The organism is Rhodococcus sp. OK611 (assembly GCF_003050885.1).
Taxonomy (GTDB): domain Bacteria; phylum Actinomycetota; class Actinomycetes; order Mycobacteriales; family Mycobacteriaceae; genus Rhodococcus_G; species Rhodococcus_G oryzae.
This window is the reverse complement of sequence record NZ_QAOZ01000002.1, coordinates 131,656-150,976: the sequence shown is the minus strand read 5'-3', so window position 1 is coordinate 150,976 and position 19,321 is coordinate 131,656. Positions and strand designations below refer to the sequence as shown.

Sequence of the window (19,321 nt, the reverse complement as noted above, 5' to 3'; positions counted from 1 at the left end):
CCTACCGGCCCGGCCCGCGCTATCCGAGCTTGCGCAGCCGCGGTGCCAGGTCGCGCTCGAACAGCTCCAGGAACCGGCGCTGGTCGTGGCCGGGGGCGTGGAAGACCAGGTGGTTCAGGCCCGCGTCGGTGTACTGCTTGACCTGCTCGACCGCCTCGTCGGGGTCGGAGGCGACGATCCACCGCTTGGCGACCTGCTCGATCGGCAGGGCGTCCGCGGCCGCCTCCATCTCGATCGGGTCCTCGATGGAGTGCTTCTGCTCGGGCGTCAGCGACAGCGGCGCCCAGAACCGGGTGTTCTCCAGGGCCAGTTCGGGGTCGGTGTCGTAGGAGATCTTGATCTCGATCATCCGGTCGATATCGGACGACCTTCGCCCCGCTTTCTCGAGTCCTTCGGACACCGCGGGCATCAGCTTCTCGGTGTAGAGGTCCATGCCCTTGCCCGAGGTGCAGATGAAGCCGTCACCCGCGCGGCCCGCGTACCGGGCGACCACCGGGCCGCCTGCCGCGATGTACACGGGGATGCCGCCCTCGGGGACGTCGTAGATCGAGGCGCCGGTGGTGCGGTAGTACTCGCCCTCGAAGTCGGTGCGCTCGCCGGTCCACAGCTGGCGCATCAACTGCACCGACTCGCGCAGCCGCGCGAACCGCTCCTTGAACTCCGGCCACTCGCCCTGGTAGCCCGTGGCGATCTCGTTGAGAGCCTCACCGGTGCCGACGCCGAGCATGATGCGTCCCGGGTACAGGCAGCCCATCGTCGCGAACGCCTGGGCCACGACGGCCGGGTTGTAGCGGAAGGTCGGGGTCATCACCGAGGTGCCCAGCTGCAGCGTCGTGGTGCGCTCGCCGACCGCGGTCATCCAGGCGAGGGAGAACGGCGCGTGCCCACCGTTGTGCCGCCACGGCTGGAAATGATCCGACACCGTGGCCGAGTCCATCCCGTGCGCCTCGGCCAGGACGGCGAGTTCCACCAGCTCGCGCGGCCCGAACTGCTCCGCAGAAGCCTTGTACCCGAGCTTGAGAGCCACCGTTCCTCCTAGCGAGTGCTACCCGTCACAACCGAGACTCACTATGCACGGGACATTCTCGGCCCGCCACGGGGGGTCGGGTTCGCCTCGACGCCGCCCGCTCAGAGCGCGCCGATCACGGTCACCACCACGGTGAACCCCGCGACCAGCGACACGGCGACCGCGAACAGCCACAACTCCCTGGCCTCGGGCATCGGCGCTCCGCGCTCGAGCGCGTGCCGGACCTGCAGCCAGCGTCGCATCCCGACCAGCGAGGCCGCGACGGACAGCAGGATCAGCACGAGCCCGAGCAGGGTGCGCACCCACCCTGTGCTGAAGTCGGGCACCAGGTGGACCATGGCGATGCCACCGGCAAGGAACCCGAGCGAGGTCCGCATCCACGCCAGGAACGTCCGCTCGCTCGCCAGGGTGAACCGCTCATCGGGCCGCTCGATTTCCGCCACCGGGTGATCTTCGCACCGGCAGGCGCGCAGGCGTCGAATCCGCGCCGGTTCGCCCCCGGACTGTTGCGCTGTGGGCCACACTGTGCAGTGACCTGTAACACTCCGCGACTGTTCTGTGATCCAAGGTGTCAGAGATCTATTCCCAGGTGCCCCACCGAGGAGGACATTTCCGTGACCCCATCGACAACGAACGGCAGATCCGGGAAGTACCTACGCAGAGCACTCGCCGGGACGGCAGTGGCGGCCTGCCTCGTGACATTGCCCGTCGCACCGGCCCTGGCCCAGCCTGGCAGCTCCGGGAGCGCGGGCAGTTCGGGGAGCGCTGGCAGCTCCGAGTTCGCCCTGCCCGTCCCGAGCCCCGCGGGTCTCATCGCGCTGGCAGCGGCCACCACCCAGACCGGGAAGCCCTACCTCTGGGGCGGCACCGGCCCCAACGCCTGGGACTGCTCTGGCCTGACCCAGTGGGCGTTCCGGCAGGCCGGGGTGCAGCTGCCGCGGGTCAGCCAGCAGCAGGCGTGGGCCGGCAACTCCGTCCCCGCATGGGCGATGGCGCCCGGCGACATCATCACGTTCCGCACCGCGAACGACCACGTCGGCATCTACGCGGGCTTCGGGCAGGTCTTCAATGCCTACGGAGCAGGCGTGCCGATCGGGCTGACCCCGTTGTCCGAACTGCCCCCGATCAACCAGGTCCGCCGATTCTGACGACCGTCCGGACTCGGCGACAAACACGGGAGGGGCGCGCACAGGTCACAATTGACCCGTGACCACCGACGAGCAGACCACCGGCTGGACCTACCTCATGGACATGGACGGCGTCCTCGTCCACGAGGACCACCTGATCCCGGGGGCCGACGAGTTCCTGGCCGAGCTACAGACGGCAGGCACCCCGTTCGTGGTGCTGACCAACAACTCGATCCGCACTCCCCGCGACCTGCGCGCCCGCCTCGTGCAGACCGGCCTCGACATCCCCGAGGAGGCGATCTGGACCTCGGCGCTGGCCACGGCGACCTTCCTGCGCACCCAGCGCCCGAATGGCAGCGCATATGTGGTCGGCGAGTCCGGGCTCACGACCGCGCTGCACGACATCGGGTACGTGCTCACCGATCGGGATCCGGACTACGTGGTGCTGGGCGAGACCCGCACCTACTCATTCGAGGCGATCACCACCGCGATCCGATTGATCGAGCGCGGCGCTCGGTTCCTCGCCACCAACCCGGACGCGACCGGGCCGTCGCGCGAGGGTTCGCTGCCCGCGACCGGGTCGGTCGCGGCGCTGATCACCAGGGCCACCGGGCGGGAGCCGTACTACGTCGGCAAGCCGAACCCGTTGATGATGCGCTCGGCGCTGCGGGCGATCGGCGCGCACTCCGAACACACCCTGATGATCGGCGACCGGATGGACACCGACGTCGTCTCCGGCCTCGAGGCCGGCCTGCAGACCATCCTCGTGCTCACCGGCATCTCCACCCGCGCATCGGTCGAGATGTTCCCCTACCGGCCGACACGGGTCATCGAGTCGGTGGCCGACCTCGTCGGCCGCACCGCGAACCCGTTCGAGTAGGCGCTGCGCGCCCGTGCGTGGTTGACGAGTCCAGGGACTCGTCAACCACGCACGGGCGGCGGAGCCGCCTAGCGATCTGATCAGAGGAAATACTCTGCGGCCTCGTCCGCGGTCTTGCGCAGGGCCGCCACGATCTCCGCTCGGTTCGCGTCCAACATGCGGTCCTTCGGAGTAGACACATTCAACGCATACCGCGCGGCGGCATACTCGCCCAGCGGAACCGCTACCGAGGCCACGCCTGCCTCGCTCTCCTCCATACTCGTCGCATAACCGTTCTCGCGAACCTCAGCGACCTGTCGGAGCAACACCGATCGCTTGGTGACCGAGTTCCCCGTCAGGCCCTCGAGACGAGGCGACGGATACATTTCCCGCAACGCCTGGTCATCAAGCAGCGAGAGCAGCGCCTTCCCCGACGAAGTACAGCTCGCCCGCATCGTGATACCCATGCGGGCACCGACGCGGACCGCCTGACGACTCTCGACCGCGTCGATGAAGGTCACAGCCGTCCCGTCCAGTCGGCTCAGATGAACCGTCTCGCCCACCTCGGCCGAAAGTCGTTCGAGGAGCGGATGAAGCCGGGCACGCACATCACTCTGACGCAGCACCGCGAAAGCGATCGTCGTCAGCGCTGGACCGGGCTCATACGTCTTCGCCCCATCACTCTGCCGAACGAACCCGCGATACTGCAGCATCGCCAGCAGACGATGCGCCGTGGACGAGGCGACCGAGAGGTACTCACTCACCTCGGTGAGACGAAGAGTGCGACGCTCACCCAGCAACAACAGGATTCGCAGCGCATTGTCCACGGATTCGATCGGGTACTGCGGACGACCGGCATCGTTGACCGTGGCTTTCACCTCGGCAGTATAGAGGCAACCGACAGCCGGGCTGCCAGAATCAGTTTCGCGCGGCCGATTGTCACTTGTTCCGGGTGAGTAGGCGAATCTTGCGGGTGGTGCCGGTGCCTTCGAGGGCGTCACGCAGACCGTCGCCGAAGGTGGACAGCGCAAGAACGGTGGCAACGATCATGACCGCGGGAGCGATGAGTGCAGTCGGGTCGGTGTAGACATTGTCGAACGCATCGCGCAGCATGCTGCCCCACGATGTCTGCGGTGCCTGCACGCCGAGACCGAGGAAGCTCAACGATGCTTCGGCGACAATGGCTACGCCGGCAGAAAATGTGAGCTGTACCAGAATCGGCGATGCGGCGTTGGGCAGCACATGTCGCCACAGGAGCCGCCACTGGGAACATCCCAGTGCCCGGCAGGCCTCGATGTAGGTTTCTGTGGCCACCGACTCGGCAGCTCCGCGAGCGAGACGGAAGAGTGACGGGGCAAGCACGATACCGATGGCGAGCATCGCGTTGGTCAGCCCCGGGCCGAGGATACCGACGATGGCGATGGCCAGGATCAGAGGCGGCAGCGCCTGCAACGCGTCGGACATCCGCGACAGCACCGCCCCGACCGCGCCGCCGAGCAACCCGGCGAGCAATCCGAACGGGATTCCCAACAGCGCGGCGACGCCGACGGCCTGAACGATCGCCGCGAACGTCACCGACGCTGCATCCAGCAGTCGGCTGAGATTGTCGCGGCCGTACAGGTCCGTCCCGAGCACGTGCGCTCCGTCGGCCGGGGCGAAGCTGTTCGACAAATCCTGTGCATTCGGATCGTACGGTGCGAGCTGGCCGCCAAACGCGGCCAGCAGCATCACAACGACGAGGAATCCCAAGGCGACCATCGCCATCCGGTTGCTCCGCAGCAAACGGAGTGGGCGACTGGTGGTCCAGAAATGGACGAAGCGATTGGGCGGACATATCACCCCAGCAGCGGTTGTGCTGATCATGGCCAGGCCTTTCAGACGCGGACGCGAGGATTGAGGTAGCCGTAGGTGGCATCGACGATCACGTTGATCACCACGATGAATACCGCGCAGACCATGACGATGCCGAGGATCACCGGGACGTCGCGAGAGAAGACGGAGCTCACGGCGAGTGTGCCCAGCCCCGGGAGCGCGAACACGAACTCGACGGTCACCGCACCGGCAAGGACCCGCGAGACCTGCAGGCCCAGCACCGTGACGATCGGTACGCCGGCGTTCTTGAGGCCGTGCCTGCCGACGATCGTGCTCTCCAGCAGGCCTTTGGAACGGGTAGTGCGAATGAAGTCCCTGCCCAACACGTCCACGAGCGAGGCGCGGGTCTGCCGCGCCAGTTCGGCAGCGGAGATGGCGGCGATCGCGATCGCCGGCAGGATCAGATGCTGCAGCCACGTACCTGCTCCGTCGGTGAGCTTCGCGTATCCGGTGGCGGGGAAGATCGGGCTGAGGATTGCCAGCGGGATCACCAACGCCAACGCAACGATGAACGGCGGCACCGCGATTGCCACACTCGAGAACACGGTCAGACCCCGGTCCAACCACGAGTTCGGCTGCACCGCAGCGGCGATGCCCGCCGGCAGTCCGACGGCCACCACGATCATCATCGTCACGAGTGTGAGCGAGAGGGTCACCGGAAGCCGTTCGGCGATGATCTGCACCACCGACTGAGTGCTGTAGAGCGAGGTCCCCAGGTCTCCGGTCAGCGCCCCACCGAGCCAGTCGAGGTACCGCACGATCAACGGTTGGTCCAGCCCGAGCGCCTGCCTGGTCTGTTCGATCTGCTCGGCGCTGGCATTGTCACCGGCCAGCGCCGTCGCCGCATCCCCCGGAACGAGGTCGACGAGCGCGTAAACGAAGAAGCTGACGAACAACAACATCGGGATCGCCGAGGCGATCCGCTTGGCGATCAGGGTCACCATCAGGACTCCTTTGCGGTGCCGACCATCGCCGACGCGGCACGAACCGCGCCGGCTTCGGCTCGTCTGCCGAGGAAGTGCGCCCGCGGATCCGGGATCGCCTCCAGCAAGGTCTTGGTGTAGGCGTGCTGCGGATCGGTGAAAACCTGCTCGGTGGGGCCCATCTCCACGATCACACCCTTGCGCATCACGGCGACGCGGTGCGCGAGGAACCGCACGAGCGACAGGTCGTGCGAGACGAACACATATGCCAGTCCTCGCTCGCGTTGCAGGTCGATGAGCAGGTTGAGCACCTGCGCCTGAATCGAGACGTCGAGTGCCGCCACGGGTTCGTCACACACGATGAAATCCGGCTCGGTGGCCAGCGCGCGCGCAATCGCGATGCGCTGCAACTGTCCGCCCGAGAACTCACGTGGGTACTTGTCGAGCTGGTCGGCCCGCAGCCCGACCCGCGCCAGCAAGTCGGTCACCGCGGCGTCGCGTTCCATCCCCTTCAAACCGCGGTGGATTGTGAGCGGCTCACCGACCGCCTCGCGGATGGTCATGTGAGGATCGAGAGACGAGAACGGATCCTGGAAGATCATCTGAGCCCGTTGCCGGAACTCACGCAACTCCGCCCTGGACAGACCGAGAACATCGCGACCGTCGAACACGATCGATCCCGAGTCCGGTTCGATCAATCGCAGTGCAAGACGGCCGACGGTGGACTTGCCTGCACCGGATTCCCCTACGATCCCGACGGTCTCGCCCCTCTCGACGGTGAAGGAGACACGATCGGTCACCGTGGTGCGTTCACGCACCCGACCGAGCAGGTTCCGCTTCACCGGATAGGTCTTGACGAGATCCGACACCTCCAGCAGCGGTCTCATCCCGTGATCCCCTCCAACACCAGATCATTCGCACGAACACATCGCACCGCACGCGTGGACTCGGCCGCCGCACCCGCGAGTGGTACGGGACCGGCGTCGCATTCCGGACCCGCGTGGGGACATCTCGGCGCGAACCGGCACGAATCCGGCCAGTCCCACGGCGCAGGTACCGCTCCCGCGATCGCCTGCAGCGGAGCCGACCGGTCCCGGTGATCCGGGATCGCATCGAGCAGGCCCTGGGCGTAAGGGTGCTGCGGGGACAGAAACAGATCCTCGACCGGTGCGGACTCGATCACCTGTCCGGCGTACATCACGTTGACGGCGTCACACATCTGCGCGACGACTCCGAGGTCGTGGGTGATGAACAGGATCGCAACCTCGAACTGCTGCTGCACCTCACGCATCAGGTCGAGCATCTGCGCCTGCACGGTGACGTCCAGGGCGGTGGTCGGCTCGTCGGCGATCAGCAGTTTCGGTCGGCACACCATGGCGATCGCCAGCATCACCCGCTGACACATCCCACCGGAGAACTCGTGCGGGTAGGCGTCGGCGCGTCGCGTAGCATCGTCGATCCCCACGGCATCGAGCATCTCCACCGCTCGTGCCCAGGCGGCCTTCCGACCCACCCGTTCGTGCCTGCGCACGACCTCCGCGATCTGCGACCCGACCGTGAAGGCCGGGTCCAAGCTGCGGCGCGGTTCCTGAAAGATCATCGACACTTCCGTGCCGCGCACATCCGCCAGCTCGCGATCGGTCATGCCGACCAACTCACGGCCGGCCACCCGGATCGACCCCGATATCTTCGACGTCGCGGAGGGCAGCAACCCCATCGCCGCGAGCGACGTCACCGTCTTTCCAGACCCGGACTCCCCCACTACACCGACAACCGAACCCGCCGGAATCGACAGATCTATTCCGTCGACCACCCGGGTCCACCCATGGTCGGTGACGAAGTCCACGGACAACCCCTCGATTCGCAATACCGGCTCTGCATCAGCGGGCGCCGACGTCAGGCGTCCAACGACATCGATACTCATGCAACAACTCCCGAACTCTGAGTGCCTGCGGCCCCTGTGGGCCTGCGGCAAAGAAGGGACTGCAACGCCTAGAGGTGTGCGGGCTACTTCGCCACGCCGACGTGACGGAGGTCGGGGACACCTTGGATCTGGGACATCGCCATCTCAGTTGCCCCGATGACCTTGTCGGAATATGCGAACTGAGTGGGGGTGGCGCAGATGAAGACGTTCATTGCCTGCTCGGTTGCGATCGCCGCGGTGTCCTCGAGGTGTTGTGCGCGCTGATCCTCGGTGAGGGCCGGGTCGAACGCTTGATCCAAGGTCTCGTCGAAGCCGGCCGGACGGGGTCCGGGGAACAGCTGTGGCGTCCGGTACCAGTACTGGAACGACTGCAGCGAACTCGCCCGTGGCACTCGCCCGTTGAGGACCGCGTCGTACGCGTTTCCTTGTGCGAACCGCGAATTCATCTCAGCCTGATCGACTTCCTGATAGTTCACCTTGATCCCGATGTCTTCGAACTGGGATCGCACCGCGGTCGCGAGTTCGACCACCGGTGAAACCCGTGACGGTGCCAGCATCTCGATCTCGAGGTTGCCCACGCCCGCCGACTCGAGAATCTGCCGGGCTCGTTCGGGGTCGAAGTCGTATCGAATCGGCGGCTCGTCGAGGTATCCGACGGTTCCTGGCGTGGCGGCCTGCGGATTGGGCGTGCACTGACCGTGCATGATCGACTTGTTGATGCCTTCCCGATCTATCGCGAAGTTCAGCGCCTGACGAACCTCCGGCCGAGCCATGTCGGCAGAGTTCGTGTTGACATTCACCACATACTCCGTGGAGGGCGGGTAGGAGTAGAGGTCGTATCCACGACCGAGATTCGACGCCTGGGTGTAGTCGACGGGCATGACGTATGCGAGGTCGATCTGGCCGGAACGCAACGCGTTGATTCGCGCGTTGCCGTCCGCGAAACCGGTGATGGTTATCCGCTCCGGCAACTGCGCGGACGGGTCCCAATACCCCTCCCTCCGCACGTACGAGACCGAATCACCGACGCGCAGGGTGTCCAGTTTGTACGGGCCGGATCCGACCGGACGCAGGTCGAGATCCGGGTTGTTCACGGCGTTGGGACTGATGAGCATCCCCTCGACCCCGGACAGGACGTACGGCAGGTCCGAGGCAGGCCGGTTCGTTCGTATCGTCACCGTCGACGGATCGACAGCGTCGATGCCCTCGATCATCGAGAAGAAGCTCGAAACTGTCGATCCCGGTAGATGAATGGCACGTTCGAGCGAGGCCTTCACGGCTACCGAATCGAGCTTCGCTCCATCAGAGAAGGTGACGTCGTCACGAAGGGTGAAGGTGACGGATCGGCCGTCCGGCCCGAATTCCCACCGGGTCGCAACCATCGGGGCGAGCACCGCCCCCTGCTCACCGTTCACGATCTGGGTGAGGCGGTCGTAGAGCGGCGTGAGGTACGGATATGCCGCGACGGTCGACGGAACCGTGTGGGGATCCACCGGTCGAGGCGGGAGGAAGTAACCCACCCGCAGATGCCCGGCCGGGTTGGCATCGGACGCCTCGAGCCCCGTAGCTGTTCCCGGTTGCGCGGCGGGTTGGCCACCGCATCCAGTCACCGCCAAAGCAAGAACCACAGCGGTACCACAGACTTTTACACCCAGAGATCTCACGGGTCATTCCTCTCGCAGAAGTGCAGTGTGTGGGCGAAACATGCCGAGATGAGAGCCCATCAGGACCGCTGTACGGCTCTCGAGAAGTTCAGCGAAAATTGTTAGAGCTCAGTCACCTTGACTCGGCAGGACCGATCTTCCCGACGATCGACCGAAGGTCATCGCGACGTCGCCTCGACGCCCGAGGGAACTCCGTCCTTGCCGACGGGCAGATGTTCGACCTCGTCGTCGCGCAGCTCCCGCGTCCAGGCCGCGAACTCGAGCAGGATTCCATCGGGATCGAAGAAGTACATCGACCTCATGTATGTGCCGTCGTGAAGCTCCGGGGAAAAGCCCCACTTGCTGTCGTCGTGATTCAGGATCGGCGCAGTCTCGACTCCCTCCGCCTCCAGCTTCGACTTGTACTCCTCGAACTTGTCGGCCGGAATCTTGAACGACACGTGGTTCATCGATCCATGTGCGGTCGCGATGTCGCCGGCCCCGGGCAGAGCGATCGGAGAGGCGATACCGGGGCTCTTCTTCGGGGCGCCGTCGAACCAGAAGAACGCAAGGAACTGGCCGCCTCCCATATCGAAGAAGAAGTGCTGCCCTCCCTTGGGCAGGGCGATGGTCTTGGAGAGCTTCATGCCCAGCACATTCGTGTAGAAGTCGACGGTGCGTTCCATGTCCTCACACACGAGCGCCAGATGACATACTCCGCCAATCTCAAACTTGTTGTTACTCAATTAATTTACCTTTCCTTTGGATCGATTGTCATTCGAATGTCATCCGGAGACGCGCCAGCCGTCGACGACGCCACTCACCGAACGACCTTCCCGAGCGCGTGTCGCGGGCCGGCCTTCCCGACCTGCCACTGGTGCCGACGGTGTGCACACCTCGATCGGTGGACCGTTGGCCACGGGTCCAAGAACCTTGGATCTAACATTGAATAGGTTCTGCTACAACGATTTTCGGTGTCAGCGAATCCACAGGTTAGACGGCGCCTCAACGCGCCGACCGGGGAGCCGAGCTGGCGTAGCTGCGCGGTGGGTCGGCGGTCGCCCCACGCAGTCGGAGCCCTACAGCTGAAAACGCTGTCCGATCCACTCAGCAATCACGTCAGCGACGTCCGGGCGGGTGTCGGTGGGCCGGTCGAAGTAGTGATCACCCGGGATCACCACAGCGCCCTTGTCCACCGAGGCGAAGCCGCCCAAGAGCGCCTCGGCATCGCTGGGGAACACCCCTGTGTCTGCAGCGCCGCTGACGACGAAACTCGGCACCGAAATGTTTGCCAGGTGAGGACCGGCGTTGCACTGCGACGTCTCCTGACTCCACATCGAGAGCCATGTTCGCAGCGTGCACGAGGTAACCAAACCCCATGTCGAGCCATTCGACTGCTTGGGCTCACCGTGGTAGCACCAGTTCGGCTTGCGACCGTTGGCGTCGATGGTCGGATCCACGAAGCGTGGGTCCGCCCAGGTCCGCGGCACCGTGAAGACACGATCGCGCTGGCCGACGGTCGCAACGCGCCGCAACTCCGACTTGGCCCACGCGGTGATCCGTGCGTTGCGGTCACGCTGCGCGTCCCGGTAGCGGGTCAGGAACTCGGCAGTGAACGGTCTCTCTCGCTCGGGGTTCCACAGGTCGAGTTCGGGATCGGTCAGTGTGGGGTCGTTCTCGTCGATGACCGCAGGATCGAGCTGACTGGTCAGTACGTCAGGGCGACCCTGGTGTGCGGCCAGGGCGATGAAGGCGTCGCCCGCTGTCAGGTCGTCGAGCCCGGGCGCTGGGCGCATCCCCGGTAGGGCAACGACATTCGGGGTGGTCGCGTGTGACTGGTACGCCGCCATCAGCGAGCACCCGCCGGAGTTGCCCAGGATGATCAGCGACTCCACGCCCATCTCCTCGCGTAGCCACCTCACCCCGACCCCGATGTCGACGAGCGCCCGATCGAGCAGGAAGTGCAACGGATCGTTGCGGAACCGGGTGTTCCAACCCAAGAACCCGATTCCGCGTGCAGCCAGGTGGTCGGCCAGATAGTGCTGAGAGAAGTCGACGTTGTAGTGGGTTGCGATCACGGCAACCTTCGGCCGAGTTCCCCGGGGGTGGTGGTAGACGCCCTGGCAGGGCCAGCCGCCGGCCCCGGCCCTGGGTTGCCCCGGCGCGGCCAGGCCGACGAACATGGTCTCGATCTCCGAGAGCTGCGTCATGTGTTTTCATGCCTCCATCAAGCGTTCGGATCTGTTGAACGGGAGCGCCGGTCAGGAACAGGACGAGCGAGGGCGGCTCCACGAGTTCGTCGTCATGCCGTGCTCGGTATGTCCTCCACAGTGAGGCCGAGCAATCTCAGGCTCTGCTCACGAACCTGACTCTTGAGAATCTTGTTGGACAAGCCGCGAGGGAGCGGATCATCTTGGAACAAGACATATTTGGGAGCCTTGTAGCGAGCCAGATGCTGACGGCAGTATTCGATCAGTTCGTCGGCGCTCGGACGTTCACCTGAATGCTGGTCTCGTCGCGCGATCAGGGCCGGCACCTCGCCCCACTTCTCGTCGGGGGCGGCGATGACCACGAGTTCGCTGATCCCGGGGTAGCCGGCGAGCACGCGCTCGATCTCCGCGGGGTAGATGTTGACCCCTCCTGAGATCAACATGTCCTTCGCACGGTCGACCACGTAGAAGTAACCATCGTCGTCCTGCCTCACGAGATCACCGGTACGGAGCCAGTCGCCGACCATCGCGTCGCTCGTTGCCGTCGGATCCTCCCAGTACCGCTCCATGATCTGAGGCCCGCGCAACCACAGCTCGCCGATCTCACCCGGGGCAACGTCCTCGCCTGAAACGTCCACCACCCTGGCCGTGGTCTGCGGCGTCGGGATACCGGTGGACCCCAATTTCGCCTCCGCCATCTCGCCCGACAGCGACAGGCACAACCCACCGCTTTCGGTCAATCCGTAGCCTTGGCACACGTGCAGCCCTCTGCGCCCGAACGCCTGCAACATCGCCACGGAGATGGCTTGGCCACCGGTGCCGAGCATCCGCAGACTGGACAGGTCGGTTGTCTCGAAGGTTGTGGCCTGAGTGAGCGCCTCGAGGATCGATCCAACCGCGATGAACTGGGTGATCCTGCGACGCTCGAAGACCTCGAGGGTCAGTTCCGGATCGAACTCGGCTTCGAGGACGGTCTGACCACCGACAGAGTAGAGCGGCATCCACATCGCGATGAGTCCGCCGGTGAAGGCCAGCGCATAGGGGAAGTACGTGCTGTCGGTCGAGTTCCACGCATCAATTGCGATCCGCTCGGCACACACCGCGAGCACATTGCGGTGACTGAGCACCGCACCCTTGGGTACGCCAGTCGTTCCCGACGTATAGCAGATGAACGCCGGATGGTCCCCCGCGAAATCTGCCAACGGATCCTCGGGCGCGGATGCACTGACGACCTCTTCGAACAGGCTCTCGCCTTGGCGGGGCGCGGTTGTCACGATGCACCGAAGCCGGCCGACTGACTGTTCGTACTCGAGGAGCGGGTCCAGCATCCCGCGGTCTGCAACGATGGTCGTCGTACCACTGCGGTCGATGATTTCGGCCAGCTCCGCGGGTGCCAGTCGGTAGTTCAGCGGCACGAAAATGGCGCCCAACTTGAAACATGCCAGCACCGTCTCGCAGAATTCGACAGAGTTGGGGACCAGCGTCGCCACCCGATCGCCGAGCCCAACGCCGAGGCCGCGCAGCCCCTGCGCCAGCCTCGAGGTCCGGTCGTCAAGTTGTGCCCACGTGAGTTCGCGATCGCCCATCACGATCGCCATGCGTTCCGGGTCGCGCTTCGCCCAGTACCGGAGTGGTCCAGCAAGATTCATGTGTCCTCCCAACAGTCTTCAGTTGCGAACGAGGCGTCGGATGCTCCCGTCGCCGTCGCATCCGACGACGATCGACCCGTCCGGCGCGATGATCACCGACGACCGGCGACCGTCGCCGGCCTGCACCTGGGGCAGGCCTAGCGGGAGATCGGTGGCCACCACCTCGCGTCGGTCACCGTCGAGGCTCACGCATACGATCTGACGCGCGCCTTGGTCGGCGATCACCACACAGTTGTCGGTGAGAGCCACGCCATGAGGTCGGACGAATCCGGTCAGCAGACGCGGTTCACCCTCGCCGAGGACTGACACCGATCCTGCGGTCTCGTCACTGACGACGATCACACCGCGGTCGCCGGTGATCCCGGTGACAGTCGCGAGCCCCGACGGGCGCCGCGACTTCACGGTGCCGTCCAATTCAAGGACGACGATGTCGCCGCGCCGCATCCCGACCAACAACAGGCCGTCACCGACACCGACGGCGTTCACCCCGTCGGCATCCTGTGCGAAGTACTCGGAGTTCGCTCCGCTCAGGGATCCGAAGATCTTGACCCACTCGCCCGAGTCGTCGACACGGCGGAACACCTCGCCGGCCTGACTCAGCGCCACGACGACGCCCGCGACCTCGACGACACCGACGGCAGCGAACGGCTGGTCGAGAAGTAACCGGCTCACCCGCTCGAGGTTGCCTTCGCCGTCGACCCGGCAAATGCTCCCGTGGTCGGCCGCGACGAAACCCTCGGCTGCGCTGGCGACCTGGTACGGCCCCAGGAACGAGCCCGCCGAGAGCACCTTGTCGAGCTCACCGGTCTCCATCGAGTACCGAGCCACGCTCGCCTCGACGAAGTTGGAGACGTAGATATAGCCGCGTGCATCGATGTCGAAATTGTCGATGCCGGGGGCGAGGCTCACCAGCCGCTGCCGCTCGCCGGTTTTCAGGTCCACCGCCGTGACCTCACCGATGCTCGCCTGTGCCACGACAAGTCGACCATCGGGGGCGAATTTGACCGCGGTCGGGTGCGCAAGGCCGTCGACCACCTTCTCGACCGCCCCCGACTCCGGATCCACGGCCAACACGGTCCCCGCGAAGACCTGCGGCATGTACAGCCGGCGATCGGGGCCCATCGCCAGGGCATTGAGCCAATCCAGACCCTCGGCGATCACCCGGACCTGGTTCCGCTGGTGTCGGTCGATCTCGAGGACCCGACCACCCTCGCGCATCTCGTCGACGTACAACCGGTCGGTCTCGGGGTCGACGGTGATTCCGTTCACCGCCGGGCAGTCGTCGACCAGCACGAAGTACGTGCCGTCGGCGCGGCGACCGCTCACGCGTCCGTTCATCGTCTCGGCCGCGTAGACGGTCCCCTCGGAGTCGAAGGCGATGTCGTCGGGACCCCGGAGCTCCGAGCCCATCGGCGAGACTGTCGACAGGACGTCGTTGTCCGCATCCCACGCCGAAAGGTGTTCGCCCACAAGCTCCGAGACCCACAGGCTCCCGTCGGCGTGGACCCGCACCCCGTTGGCCCCGAAGAGCCGGGCAGGCTCCCGGACTGTGTCCATCGACCACCCTGGTGCCGCACTCGGCGAGGTATCCAGGTAGAGCTCGAAGCGGGACACCGCCCGGTTGCCGGGCGGCCTACTCATCGGACACCTGCGCCGACCCGACGAGAGCATCCGAGAACACTGCCTTGCGCTTCTGACGGAAGGCGAGTTCTCCCTCGGCCAGGTCCTGGCTCAGGACACAGACGACCTGCGTGCGGTCCTCCATGGTCAACGCGGCCTCCAGGCTGCCTATCTCCTGAGAGGCATTGAGCGCCTCCTTCGACATCCGCAGGGCCAGCGGCGCCTTGGCCGCGAGCACCTGAGCCACCTCGACTGCGGCGTCCACGACACCGTCGGGACAAATGCGGCTCACGAAGCCGATACGCTCAGCCTCGTCGGCCTGCACCCGGCGTCCGGTCATCAGGATCTCCGTTGCGCGGCCACCGATGATCCGGGGGAGCAGATAGCTCGCACCCATCTCCGAGACCGACTGACCGATGTTGATCTGGGCCGCGGAGAAGTACGCCTCCGGCGCGGCCAGCCTGATGTCACTCGCCATCGCGATCGAGAAGCCCCCGCCGACGGCCGGCCCGTTGACGGCCGCGATCACCGGCTGCGGGATGCGACGCAACCGCGCCACCACGCCGGAGTACCACGACTGGATGGCCGCCCAGTGCCGATTCGGGTCGTTCTCCACGCCGGTCGGGAACACTTCACCCGACAGGTCGGCCCCGGAACAGAAACCGCGGCCGGCACCGGTGAGCACGACGACCTTGACGTCGTCGGCGCGCACCAAGGAATCAAGGTGTTTGGTGAGCTCGATGATCAGACCGGGGTTGAGGGCGTTGAGCCTGCTGGGGCGGTTCAGCGTGATCTGCTGAACACCCGGAGCGGGGCTCGAAACGAGAATCGGGTCATCCACGGTCTTCATAGGGACTCCATTCAACGGCGGTGGGCCCGAATCCGTCTCATGCGGCGGCCCGACCGCTTGGTCGGAAATTTCGATACCGATCACGCGGCCCACCTGCCCGGTCGGCTCACTTGTCGTGCTCGGTTGGAGGAGAGCATGGCACGAGTTCATTGACGCCACAAGAGGTTCCAGAAAATACTTCTGGAGATCAGAATCTGCTGCTATGTTCGTGATGCGACGCGACCAACAGGGACCTCACCCTGACGATCCCGCTCCCTCCGGCGGCACCCTCTGCCGCCCAAATCCATACTTGGAGGAGACATGAAACTCGGCCTGAACCTTGGCTATTGGGGATCTGGAAGAGATGACACTCTCGACCTCGTGCGACTCGCAGAGGACGTCGGATTCGACTGCGTGTGGGCCGGCGAGGCCTATGGGTCCGACGGCATCACTCCCCTTGCCTGGCTTGCCGGACAAACGTCCAAGATCGGACTCGGCACCGCCGTCCTCGGCATGGCCGGCCGCTCACCCGCTCTCACGGCACAGACCGCGGCCACGATGGACCATCTCTCCGACGGCCGATTTCGACTCGGTCTAGGTATGTCCGGTCCACAGGTCGTCGAAGGCTGGCACGGCATCCCCTACGGCAAGCCGATGAAGCGCACCAGGGAGTACGTCGACGTGGTCCGGCAGGTGCTCCGCCGAGAGGCTCCTCTCGAACACCACGGCACCTACTACGACATCCCCTACACGGGGAGCGACGGAAACGGCCTGGGCAAGCCACTCAAGATGATCCTGCATCCCCGGCGAGAGAACCTGCCGATCTACCTCGCGGCGATCGGGCCTCGCAACATCGAACTTGCCTGCGAGATCGCCGACGGATGGTTCCCGGTGTTCTTCTCCCCGCGCCGGTTCGACGCGATCGTTCCCGCCGGGTTCACACCCCGACCCGACTTCGACCTGTGCCCGATTGTCGACGTGGTCGTGGGGGACGACGCCGCCCAGTGCCGGGCCCAGGTCAAGCCGAGTATCGCGCTCTACGTCGGCGGCATGGGGGCCAGGGGAAAGAACTTCTACAACGACGTCGCATGCCGGTACGGATACACCGACGCGGCAGTGAAGATCCAGGATCTATACCTTGCGGGGCGGAAGGAGGAGGCGATCGCCGCAGTTCCGGACGAATTGGTCGACGACATCGCACTGTGCGGCCCTCCCGAACGGATCAAAGAACTGCTCGACTCGTGGACGTCGGCACCGATCACATCCATGTCCCTCATGACCCGGCAGCCTGAGGCGGTTCGTCTCATGGCCGACCTCCTCACCTAGGCGGCACATCGTGCAATTCGGTTTCACCCCAGAGCAGGCTGCACTCCGCGACAGCGTCGGTCGATTCCTCGACACCGCCGATCGGCAGCAGGTACGAACACACATGGATGCCGGCCTCCGCTACGACGAAGCGGCCTGGCGCCGAGCGGCAGACGAGCTCGGCCTGATGTCGGTCCCGATCCCGGTCGAGTACGGCGGGGCCGGGGGCGGGCTGGTCGAACTCGCAATCGTCCTCGAGGAGTTCGGTCGCCGTCTCGTCAGGTCGCCGTACCTGGCCAGTGTCGGCCTTGCTTCCACTGCGCTCCTCGCAACCGACGACGCCGCCGCGTGCGCCGACTTCCTCCCCCGGATCGCCGACGGCGAGCTGATAGCCACATTCGCGCTCCCTGTGGGGGTCGGGTCGATGGCGAACCTTCCGGTCCACGCGTCGGACGACGCGCGACTGACCGGCGTCGCCGCAGCGGTAATCGATGCTGAGTCCGCAGGTCTGTTGATCGTGCCGGCGCGCACGGGTACCGGTACCGCTCTGTTCGCGGTCGAGCGCGGAGTCGTCGACGCGTCCGAAGGCGAGGCCACGCCCTACGATCTGGTCACCCGATCGAGCCTGATCCGCTTCGACGACACCCCGGCCGTCCGACTCGGTGCGACCGTCGCGGACGTGGTCGAGCGGGCGTTCGCGCTCGCGAACATCGCGTTGGCCGCCGAACAACTGGGAGGCGCACAGGCCTGCCTGGATGCGTGTGTGGAGTACGCGAAGACGAGAACACAGTTCGGACGGGCAGTCGGGTCCTTCCAGGCGATCAAGCACCGGTGCGCGGACGTACTGCTCAAGATCGAGGGCGCACGCTCGCTCGTCTATCACGCCGCATGGCTCGCCGACCAGGGCGCTACGGAGGAGCTCGCGCTGGTCGCATCGATGACGAAGGCGTGGTGCTCGGACACCTACGTGCAGGCGGCCGAGGCAAACCTCCTGACCCACGGCGGGATCGGGTTCACGTGGGAACACGACGCGCACCTGCATGTCCGCCGCGCCCGGAGTCGCGCAATGACTCTGGGAAGTCCCGACGATCACCGCGACGCGGTCGCCGCCCGCCTTCTGCTCGCTGAGACCCCTAGGAGCAACCATGGATTTCGCTGATTCGCCCGCCGACGTCACCTACCGCGAGCAAGCCGCGAAGTGGCTCGCCGCGAACGCCCCCGACTTCGAGGAGCCGGACACCGGCAGATTGACCGTGTTCGGCGCTCGTACCGCCGAGGAGTCCGTTCGCCACGTGGAGCATGCACTCGCCTGGCAGGCACGCAAACACGCGGAGGGCTGGGCGGGGATCGGCATCGCGAAGGAGTACGGCGGCGCGGGCGGTGACGTCCCCCAGAAACTCCTGTTCGCCGAAGAGGAGGGTCGATTCCGCCTGCCGCTCGACGCCCAGTCGGTCACGATGGGAATGATCGTGCCGACCCTTGCCCGGTGGGGAACCGCCGAGCAACACACGCGCTACCTGACGCCGCTCCTGGCCGGCAAGCAACTCTCGTGCCAGCTGTTCTCCGAGCCGGACGCCGGTTCCGACCTCGCCGCCATCCGGACCACCGCCCAGCGGACCGCGGACGGCTGGCGGATCAATGGACAGAAGATCTGGACGTCCTACGCCCAGTACGCATCCTTCGGCTATCTCCTGGCCCGCAGCGAGGATGCTCCGCGGCACCACGGCCTGACCGCGTTCCTGGTCGACCTGAAGCAACCGGGAGTCACGGTTCGGCCGCTGAAGCAGGCGACCGGCGCGCATACCTTCAACGAAGTCTTCTTCGACGACGCGGAGGTCGCGGCCGACGCGGTTCTCGGCGAGCCAGGCCAGGGGTGGGAGGTCGCGATGACCACCCTGATGGCCGAGCGCTACTCGCTGGAGCCGGATATCGTTGGCGCGCAGCCACTTCTGGAGCTGCTCCGTGCCAGCGATCACCGCAGCGACCCGACGATCCAACGACAGTTCGTCGACGTGCACACGATCCAGCACATCCTCGGCATCCTCAAGCTCCGGCTGCGCACCGCCGCCAACGAGGGCCGTCCGCCCGGGGCGGAGGGCTCGATCACGAAGCTGCTCTCGACCGAGGGCCAGTACCTTGCCGCGGACACCGCACTGCGCGCCCTCGGCCCGGACAGCGTCCTCGAGAACCCCTGGACCGAGCTGCTCACCGGTGCCCTCGGCCTGCGGATCGGCGGCGGAACCGACGAGATCATGAAGAACGCGATCGCCGAACGCGTCCTGGGACTCCCGCGTGAACCACGCGTCCAACAGCAGTGAGAAAGGCTCCTGACG

Annotated in this window: 18 protein-coding genes; 5 read left to right on the top strand and 13 right to left on the bottom strand. The window is 65.7% G+C overall.

Going from position 1 to position 19,321, the window contains the following annotated elements; genetic code table 11:
• Positions 1–19: 19 nt before the first annotated feature.
• On the bottom strand, positions 20–1,027 hold the full coding sequence (gene fgd, locus C8K38_RS02570; protein WP_097210116.1) for a glucose-6-phosphate dehydrogenase (coenzyme-F420): 1,008 nt from the start codon (positions 1,025–1,027) through the stop codon (positions 20–22).
• A gap of 101 nt (positions 1,028–1,128) precedes the next feature.
• Positions 1,129–1,470, bottom strand: coding sequence for a YidH family protein (locus C8K38_RS02565; RefSeq protein WP_077040504.1), 342 nt, complete (start codon positions 1,468–1,470; stop codon positions 1,129–1,131).
• Between the two features lie 252 nt (positions 1,471–1,722).
• On the opposite strand from C8K38_RS02565, the gene C8K38_RS02560 reads away from it, so the two are divergent.
• Both C8K38_RS02560 and C8K38_RS02555 read left to right on the top strand, forming a co-directional pair.
• Entirely contained in the window at positions 1,723–2,175 is a 453-nt protein-coding gene (locus C8K38_RS02560; protein ID WP_257017016.1) for a C40 family peptidase, read from the top strand.
• 97 nt (positions 2,176–2,272) lie between these two features.
• Positions 2,273–3,034, top strand: coding sequence for an HAD-IIA family hydrolase (locus C8K38_RS02555; protein WP_097210328.1), 762 nt, complete (start codon positions 2,273–2,275; stop codon positions 3,032–3,034).
• Between the two features lie 80 nt (positions 3,035–3,114).
• Here the strand turns inward: C8K38_RS02555 and C8K38_RS02550 are convergent, their stop codons facing one another.
• From C8K38_RS02550 to C8K38_RS02500, 11 genes are all read right to left on the bottom strand, one after another.
• Complete coding sequence (locus tag C8K38_RS02550) at positions 3,115–3,891, bottom strand: IclR family transcriptional regulator (RefSeq protein WP_097210114.1); 777 nt, start codon at positions 3,889–3,891, stop codon at positions 3,115–3,117.
• 61 nt (positions 3,892–3,952) lie between these two features.
• Positions 3,953–4,852, bottom strand: a complete 900-nt coding sequence (locus C8K38_RS02545) for an ABC transporter permease (RefSeq protein WP_373560221.1) — start codon at positions 4,850–4,852, stop codon at positions 3,953–3,955.
• A gap of 35 nt (positions 4,853–4,887) precedes the next feature.
• Positions 4,888–5,829, bottom strand: a complete 942-nt coding sequence (locus C8K38_RS02540; RefSeq protein WP_097210112.1) for an ABC transporter permease — start codon at positions 5,827–5,829, stop codon at positions 4,888–4,890.
• Complete coding sequence (locus tag C8K38_RS02535; protein ID WP_097210111.1) at positions 5,829–6,695, bottom strand: ABC transporter ATP-binding protein; 867 nt, start codon at positions 6,693–6,695, stop codon at positions 5,829–5,831. The genes C8K38_RS02540 and C8K38_RS02535 overlap by 1 nt, the downstream gene beginning before the upstream one ends.
• Positions 6,692–7,732: an ABC transporter ATP-binding protein gene (locus C8K38_RS02530; protein ID WP_097210110.1), complete on the bottom strand. Its 1,041-nt coding sequence runs from the start codon at positions 7,730–7,732 to the stop codon at positions 6,692–6,694. Before C8K38_RS02530 ends, C8K38_RS02535 begins: the two co-directional genes overlap by 4 nt.
• Positions 7,733–7,815: 83 nt before the next feature.
• The gene (locus tag C8K38_RS02525; RefSeq protein WP_097210109.1) at positions 7,816–9,225 is read right to left on the bottom strand and encodes an ABC transporter substrate-binding protein; all 1,410 of its coding nucleotides are present in this window, start codon (positions 9,223–9,225) and stop codon (positions 7,816–7,818) included.
• Between the two features lie 329 nt (positions 9,226–9,554).
• Positions 9,555–10,121, bottom strand: coding sequence for a VOC family protein (locus tag C8K38_RS02520; RefSeq protein ID WP_097210108.1), 567 nt, complete (start codon positions 10,119–10,121; stop codon positions 9,555–9,557).
• A gap of 333 nt (positions 10,122–10,454) precedes the next feature.
• Complete coding sequence (locus tag C8K38_RS02515) at positions 10,455–11,585, bottom strand: alpha/beta hydrolase family protein (RefSeq protein ID WP_097210107.1); 1,131 nt, start codon at positions 11,583–11,585, stop codon at positions 10,455–10,457.
• A gap of 92 nt (positions 11,586–11,677) precedes the next feature.
• On the bottom strand, positions 11,678–13,234 hold the full coding sequence (locus C8K38_RS02510; protein WP_097210106.1) for a class I adenylate-forming enzyme family protein: 1,557 nt from the start codon (positions 13,232–13,234) through the stop codon (positions 11,678–11,680).
• A gap of 18 nt (positions 13,235–13,252) precedes the next feature.
• Complete coding sequence (locus C8K38_RS02505) at positions 13,253–14,875, bottom strand: SMP-30/gluconolactonase/LRE family protein (protein WP_179800434.1); 1,623 nt, start codon at positions 14,873–14,875, stop codon at positions 13,253–13,255.
• Positions 14,868–15,704, bottom strand: a complete 837-nt coding sequence (locus C8K38_RS02500; protein WP_179800433.1) for an enoyl-CoA hydratase/isomerase family protein — start codon at positions 15,702–15,704, stop codon at positions 14,868–14,870. Before C8K38_RS02500 ends, C8K38_RS02505 begins: the two co-directional genes overlap by 8 nt.
• 300 nt (positions 15,705–16,004) lie before the next feature.
• On the opposite strand from C8K38_RS02500, the gene C8K38_RS02495 reads away from it, so the two are divergent.
• The 3 genes from C8K38_RS02495 to C8K38_RS02485 are packed head-to-tail and all read left to right on the top strand — an operon-like array spanning position 16,005 to position 19,306.
• A complete protein-coding gene (locus tag C8K38_RS02495; RefSeq protein ID WP_097210104.1) occupies positions 16,005–17,009 on the top strand; it encodes an LLM class F420-dependent oxidoreductase in 1,005 nt (334 codons plus the stop codon).
• Positions 17,010–17,019: 10 nt separating this feature from the next.
• Complete coding sequence (locus tag C8K38_RS02490; RefSeq protein WP_097210103.1) at positions 17,020–18,147, top strand: acyl-CoA dehydrogenase family protein; 1,128 nt, start codon at positions 17,020–17,022, stop codon at positions 18,145–18,147.
• Positions 18,134–19,306 carry an acyl-CoA dehydrogenase family protein gene (locus C8K38_RS02485; protein ID WP_097210102.1) on the top strand — a complete coding sequence of 391 codons (1,173 nt, stop codon included), beginning with the start codon at positions 18,134–18,136 and terminating at the stop codon, positions 19,304–19,306. The genes C8K38_RS02490 and C8K38_RS02485 overlap by 14 nt, the downstream gene beginning before the upstream one ends.
• Positions 19,307–19,321 lie beyond the last annotated feature (15 nt).

Coding starts and splice junctions, on each gene's coding strand:
- C8K38_RS02500 (WP_179800433.1), bottom strand. CDS start 15,704: ATGAAGACCGTGGATGACCCGATTCTCGTTTCGAGCCCCGCTCCGGGT.
- C8K38_RS02515 (WP_097210107.1), bottom strand. CDS start 11,585: ATGACGCAGCTCTCGGAGATCGAGACCATGTTCGTCGGCCTGGCCGCG.
- C8K38_RS02510 (WP_097210106.1), bottom strand. CDS start 13,234: ATGAATCTTGCTGGACCACTCCGGTACTGGGCGAAGCGCGACCCGGAA.
- C8K38_RS02535 (WP_097210111.1), bottom strand. CDS start 6,695: ATGAGACCGCTGCTGGAGGTGTCGGATCTCGTCAAGACCTATCCGGTG.
- C8K38_RS02555 (WP_097210328.1), top strand. CDS start 2,273: ATGGACATGGACGGCGTCCTCGTCCACGAGGACCACCTGATCCCGGGG.
- C8K38_RS02505 (WP_179800434.1), bottom strand. CDS start 14,875: ATGAGTAGGCCGCCCGGCAACCGGGCGGTGTCCCGCTTCGAGCTCTAC.
- C8K38_RS02485 (WP_097210102.1), top strand. CDS start 18,134: ATGGATTTCGCTGATTCGCCCGCCGACGTCACCTACCGCGAGCAAGCC.
- C8K38_RS02495 (WP_097210104.1), top strand. CDS start 16,005: ATGAAACTCGGCCTGAACCTTGGCTATTGGGGATCTGGAAGAGATGAC.
- C8K38_RS02530 (WP_097210110.1), bottom strand. CDS start 7,732: ATGAGTATCGATGTCGTTGGACGCCTGACGTCGGCGCCCGCTGATGCA.
- C8K38_RS02540 (WP_097210112.1), bottom strand. CDS start 5,829: ATGGTGACCCTGATCGCCAAGCGGATCGCCTCGGCGATCCCGATGTTG.